Origin of the sequence: uncultured Dokdonia sp., assembly GCF_937910895.1 — a bacterium.
In the GTDB taxonomy this organism is placed as follows: domain Bacteria; phylum Bacteroidota; class Bacteroidia; order Flavobacteriales; family Flavobacteriaceae; genus Dokdonia.
Genome location: NZ_CALEMI010000014.1, coordinates 36442 through 43016 on the forward strand (window position 1 = coordinate 36442; position 6575 = coordinate 43016).

At 36.4% G+C, this 6575-nt stretch carries 5 protein-coding genes; 4 read left to right on the plus strand and 1 reads right to left on the minus strand.

What is annotated here, in order from left to right:
* Window positions 1-198: 198 nt before the first annotated feature.
* The 3 genes from Q0505_RS01170 to Q0505_RS01180 are packed head-to-tail and all read left to right on the plus strand — an operon-like array spanning window position 199 to window position 3201.
* A complete protein-coding gene (locus tag Q0505_RS01170; protein WP_299207895.1) occupies window positions 199-1392 on the plus strand; it encodes an ABC transporter substrate-binding protein in 1194 nt (397 codons plus the stop codon).
* Between the two features lie 43 nt (window positions 1393-1435).
* The gene (locus Q0505_RS01175; protein ID WP_299207897.1) at window positions 1436-2410 is read left to right on the plus strand and encodes an iron ABC transporter permease; all 975 of its coding nucleotides are present in this window, start codon (window positions 1436-1438) and stop codon (window positions 2408-2410) included.
* The gene (locus Q0505_RS01180; RefSeq protein ID WP_299207899.1) at window positions 2410-3201 is read left to right on the plus strand and encodes an ABC transporter ATP-binding protein; all 792 of its coding nucleotides are present in this window, start codon (window positions 2410-2412) and stop codon (window positions 3199-3201) included. The genes Q0505_RS01175 and Q0505_RS01180 overlap by 1 nt, the downstream gene beginning before the upstream one ends.
* A gap of 99 nt (window positions 3202-3300) precedes the next feature.
* Here Q0505_RS01180 and Q0505_RS01185 read toward each other — a convergent pair whose 3' ends face one another.
* Window positions 3301-5631, minus strand: coding sequence for a T9SS type A sorting domain-containing protein (locus Q0505_RS01185; protein ID WP_299207901.1), 2331 nt, complete (start codon window positions 5629-5631; stop codon window positions 3301-3303).
* Window positions 5632-5988: 357 nt separating this feature from the next.
* Between Q0505_RS01185 and Q0505_RS01190 the strand changes: the two genes are divergently transcribed.
* Window positions 5989-6575 (plus strand): hypothetical protein (locus tag Q0505_RS01190; protein WP_299207902.1); only part of this gene is annotated, 587 nt, incomplete at its 3' end.

Sequence of the window (6575 nt, forward strand, 5' to 3'; positions counted from 1 at the left end):
GGCTTTTCCTTATTTAATCAATTGTCACACTGAGCTTGTCGAAGTGCTTTCTTACTATTGAAATTTATATACTAGGTCTTCGATAAGCTCTGACTGACAAAGCATTAAGAGGTATATTCTTACATACATCTAAAAACCAAAAACACCTCTTTTCATTCCGACTTGCTTTTTCTCTTTTTTAAATACTACTTTTGAAGAATGAAAAAATCCTATCTGTACATTCTTTTGCTTCTCTTTCTTTTTACAGGAATCATGTCTTGTAAAAAAGATGAAAAAGAGACGATTCTTGAAACGCCAATGGAACAGGAATTTACAGTGGATTATGCAACGGGATTTACGATCAAAGAATTTCCAGAGTACACATTACTAGAAGTTTCAGGGGCTTTTCCAGGTACCGAAAACGTATATCGATATGCTTTGGTCAAAGAAGGTGCTTCCTTACAAAAAAGTAGCGACAGTAATCCTGAATCTCTAACGAGTTTACTGGCGTCAAACAAAATAGACGCGATTATAAAAGTTCCTTTACAATCGGTCGTAGTGACCTCAACGACACATATTCCTTCTCTGGAAATGTTAGGTGTTGATCAGACCTTGACAGGGTTTCCCAATCTTGATTATATCTCCAGTGAGCAAACGCGTAAACGTATAGATGCTGGGCAGATTAAAGAACTCGGACAAAACGAAGCGATCAATACAGAAGTCGCTATCGACTTGAATCCTGATGCGGTGATTGGCTTTGGTGTCGATGGTCAAAACAACTCTTTAAACTCTCTAGAAAAAGCAGGAATTCCTGTCTTATACAACGGGGATTGGGTAGAGAAGAGTCCGTTGGGAAAAGCAGAATGGATTAAGTTTTTTGGTGCTTTATACGGAAAATCAAAAGAAGCAGATAGCATTTTTAAATCCATAGAAACAGGTTATCTAACGACTAAACAACTCACTCAAAACGTTACCAAACGCCCTACGGTTTTAAGTGGTGCCATGTATAAAGACGTTTGGTATTTACCACACGGCGAAAGCTGGCCAGCGCAACTCATTGAAGATGCGGGAGGCGATTATCTTTGGAAAGATACCCAAGGGACAGGAAGTATTGGATTAAGTATAGAATCAGTGCTCGACAAAGGACAAAACGCCGACTTCTGGATTGCACCGGGACAGTTTGGAAGTTATAGCAGACTCGCAGAAGCGAATCCTGTCTATGCGCAATTTGATGCTTTTAAAAATAAAAAAACATATACGTTTACGACCAAAAAAGGAGCAACAGGCGGCATGCTGTATTACGAATTGGCACCTAACCGGCCTGATCTGGTGTTGAAAGATTTGGTGTACTATTTACATCCTGAGTTGCTGCCTGATTATCAACCTTATTTCTATACGCCTTTTGAAGACTAATCGCTCCTATACCATCCCATTGATTGCCTTGGCTATCGGTCTGGTGTGTTGCTTTTTTATCAACATTAGTCTAGGGTCTGTAGCGATTCCGCTGTCAGATGTTTTCAATAGTTTAGTGGGAGGTGAGGTTTCAAAATCGTCTTCAGAATTTATTATTCACGACTACCGACTTCCCAAAGCTATCATGGCGATAATGACAGGAAGCGGACTAGCGGTGACAGGGCTTTTGATGCAAACGTTATTTCGGAATCCGCTGGCAGGCCCTTTCGTCCTCGGAATCAGTAGTGGCGCTAGTTTGGGTGTTGCTTTATTTATTTTAGGCGGGACTGCATTTGGTATTACCAGTACGATGGCTTTTGGAAAATGGGGGCTGATTATCGCTTCGGCGACAGGAAGTTTTTTAGTGTTTTTAATTGTTTTAGGTGTGGCGTCAAGAGTACGAGATACGATGGCATTACTCATTATCGGACTCATGGTCGGAAGCTTGACCTCTGCAGTCGTCAGTGTGCTTTCCTACTTTAGTAAAGCCGAAGAATTACAGCAATATATCTTTTGGTCGTTTGGGAGTTTGGGTGATGTCTCGTGGCAGAGTATTCGGTTGCTTTTTTACTGTTTTATAGCGGGGCTGATTTTGGCGATGACACACCTTAAAGAACTCAATGCTTTATTACTCGGCGATACTTACGCCAAAACATTGGGCGTGAACTATACGCGGAGTCGGTTTGTGATTATTATTGCGACCAGTCTTTTGGCGGGAAGTATCACTGCTTTTGCGGGGCCTATTGCGTTTATAGGACTTGCGGTACCGCATTTGATTCGTCAAATCATCCCCACCTCCAATCATCGGATTTTATTTCCCGCGGTGATTTTGGGTGGTGCGATCCTGATGCTGATTTGTGATACGATTGCGCAAGTGCCGCTCAGCGAGTACACACTTCCAATTAATGCAGTGACTGCCTTGGTGGGTGCGCCGGTGGTGATTTGGTTGTTAGTTCGTAAAAAGAAATTGGTGTTTTGATGGAAAGCCAACCCATACATACCGTCCTTTCTACTGAAAATCTTAGTATTGGCTATTCTTCTAAGCAAGGAGATACGATGATAGCCTCCAATATTGATCTCGCGATACCACAAGGTCAATTGGTGGGACTGGTAGGCATTAATGGTGCAGGAAAATCCACACTCATACGTACGTTGGCTGGTTTACAAAGTTCCCTTTCGGGAAATATTTCTCTGAATGAAACCTTGATTCCCAACATCGAACCGCAGGCCTTGGCAAGACAACTCAGTGTTGTGCTCACGGGACAAGCGATTTCTAAAAATTTAAGTGTCTTAGAATTGGTCAGTTTAGGAAGACAACCGTATACCAATTGGTTCGGATCGCTCTCTGAATCCGATCTTCAAAGCATCACCTCCGCCCTCAAAGCTACCGACACCGAAACACTCAAAAACAAGAAGTGCTACGAACTCAGCGACGGGCAATTACAACGGGTACTTATTGCACGTGCGTTAGCACAAGATACCGCTATGATGATTTTAGATGAGCCGATGACGCATCTAGATTTACATCACAAAGCGTCTGTTTTAAAACTTTTAACAAACATCGCTCACGAGCAACAAAAACTCGTCCTCTTCTCTACCCACGACATCGAACTCGCCATCGCGCAATGTGATCAGATGATTGTACTACAAAATGGAAAAGCGATTATAAACACCCCAAAACAACTGATTCAAAAAGGGGTATTTGATGCTTTGTTTCCTTCGGAGAATGTAAGGTTTGATTCTAAGGCTGGTAGGTTTGTGATTGGGTAGTTAGCATTTAATATCAGAAAAGTTAATCACTATTATTTTTCACGAAAGTGAAAAATAATAGTGATTTGACATATTTACACAACAAATAGAGTTATCCAATTATTGTTTTAAAACTTTTACTGAATAACTGTTTAAATCATCCTGAATTGAAACCAAATATAATCCGTTAGTTAAATTTGACAAGTCAAATTTTGTTTTATTTTTCGTTATGTCATCTAAAACAACTCTGCCTAACATATCATATATTTTTATAGTACAATCTTGTGAAGATAAACTCTCAATATTAATAATTCCTTTTGTTGGGTTTGGATAGACAGCAAATAACTCTGACTCTTCATCGTTTATGGACAAACTACAATTGTTCTCAGTTTCACTAATACTATTACACCCTGTATTATTGCTTTCAATTGTTGCATTGCCGTCATTAAACAAATGAGAACAGACAGTGTCAATACTACAATCGCTTAAAAGGTCGTTAAACTGAATGACTATAAATTGAGCAATAGATTCAATATTAGCGACAGCGTCTATATTAATTAATATTGGATTGTCAAAAATCCTTAAATCATTCATAGGAGAAGTAACATTTTCTAGACCATTTAAATTTACAAGGTTTGGATTATTACTCAAAGACATAAAATTAGTAACAGTATGTAAATTACTTAAATCTGTAAAATCTGTTAGTCCTGTTACGATAAATTGTAAATCTCTAGTGGACTCTAAATTATTAAAGCCAGAAATATCATTAAGACTTGTAGCACCACCAAAGAATAAATTAGACTCAAGATTAACCATATTAGTAAAGCCACTTACGATTTCTAAATTTGGGTTATTTGAAAAAAGTAGTCCAGAATTCCCGTCAAATTGATTTATAGTGGTTAAACTATTGAAGCCGCTAATTTCAAATAACATAGCATTATCTATAAACAACACACTCTTTTCTACTACCGATAATTCCTGAAAACCATCAACGTTTAACAAGTTAGGATTGGAATCAAATCTCAATTCATTACCTACAGAAACTAATTGATTAAATCCATTCATCTCTAACAATTGTGCGTTGTCTTGAATAATTAATGACCAGTTTATAGAAATTACACTATTAAATCCATCTAAAAGAGTAATGTTATCGTTATTAACAATAGATATCCTATTTCCCACATTGGTTAAATTATTGAATCCAGACAATGTTTGTAAAGAAGAACCCGTTATTGACAAATTATCTCCTACCTCTAATAGGTTTTCAAAACCTGTTATTTCACTAAAATCAGAAAATGATATACTTAAAAAACCATCAACCTGACTAAGCTGATTAAATCCATCCAATGCATTGGTCCCACTGTTATTGGATATCGAAAAACCTCCTTGAATTTGTTGAAGATTGTCAAAACCTTCAAAATTATCAATAGCATTTAAACCTATAAAAACATCTGAACCTATGACTTCTAATGAGCTAAAGCCTGTGATTTCGTTTAAATTTTCATTGGCAATAATAGTGAAGGCAGAACCTATAGAATCAAGTTGATTCAAACCAGATATAGTGATTAATGCATCGTTATTTTGTATGCGTAATTCACCTTCTAGTTGGGTAGCTGAAGACATTCCGCTAATTTGCAATAAGCTAGGATTGTTTGAAATACTAAAATCACCTTGAAAAGCCGCTACTGAATTAAAACCATCAATCTCATTTAAATTCGTAAAATCTATTGTAAAATTTGATTCTATAGAAGTTACTTGATTAAATTCTGGTAATGAACTCAAAATAGGATTTCCAATTAGTTGAAATTCTCCAGCGATGGTTTCCAAACTACTAAAGCCACTAAATGAAGCTAATTCCTCGTTATCAAATACTATAAAATTTGAGCCTATTGACACAAGACTATTAAATCCATTTATTTCCAACAAAGAATTATTCCTATCTATTGAAAATTCGTCACCTACAGACAATAAGTTTTCAAAACCAATAATATTTACACTACTGTTTTGGTTAAAAACAATTCCTCCACCAACAGAAACTAAACTTGTAAACCCACCTAATGTTGTTGAGTTATTTGCTGTAAAATTAATATCTCCATTTATAGTTTCTATATTTGAGAAACCATTGGGATCAGAACCCATATTGAATTCAAAATTAAAATCACCACCAACAACATTAAGGTTATCCAAACCACTTAAATCTACTGATTCATTAAGACCTGTTATGATAATATCTCCTACTACTGAATTAATACTATTCAGACCGTTTAAATTTTGTAAGTCATTATCACTATTATTTATCAGTAGAGAACCATTGATTTCACTACAGTTTGGAAAGTCAATTATAAACGAATCAATGTCTGCTTGTGTAAAAAAGAAAACATTTCCTGTTGGACACTGAGCAAAAGAGATATACGATATTAACAAAAAACAAATTACAATACTTTTTTTCATTTTATTTTTCAACAAAACTACATATATTTTACTTAACTTAAATAAAGTGTAATTGAAAAAAAAATCTCTTGTAATTTTCCAACTACCTTCTTTAATATTAATTTTCAGCTAGTTACCCTTCATACGATCTCATCCAAAAAATCTAAATTATTACCTGATTTTTTAAATACTGGTGAGATAGCTTTCGCGAACCTGCCAGCCGCCGACAGGAGCGTAATTACCAAAAGACAGAAGCGTAATGATATAGTGTGTGAGATCTTAGGGTTTGTATCATCGCTAGCATTCTAGCTAAAACCAATTATATACGTATCTTGATGCTTGATAATGAACATTTTTGATATATTTAAAAATTAGAAAATGAAAAAGATCATCTTTATCACTATGTTTTTGACTTGCCATGTAGTGCTATGGAGTCAAACGCATACCTGGACAGGAAATGGAGATAATTATTTCTGGTCAGATCCTTTAAATTGGGATATGGGAACTATCCCTTTGCAAAATGGGGAAGGAACTGTTATCATCCCTGAGGGAGTGGAAGTATATTCAACGTCTGCCATCGTTTTTACTAAAGGAGTGTTTACAGGCGGAGGAACATTGAACAGTAACGGCACTTTTCTAGCAATCCATATCTCAGAAACAGATGCAACCAAAACGTTATCAAATTTCACATTAAAAAATACAGGAGCGCTCACCATAACGAAGGCAGCTGGGATTTCAAACCCAGAGCCTTTTTTTATAAATGAACAAGCTAGCTTAATCTCTCAATCGCAACAGGGCTTTATAACACTAGACGGTGTTGACATCAGTTTTAACACCCCTAATCCTGGTTTATTAAATATCACGAGCCCACTTTTAAAAAATGGTGCTGGCACTGTTACTATTGATACAGATATGTATATCTGCTGTTATGATTTTACCGTAGCCGAGGGAACTTTGCTTATTGA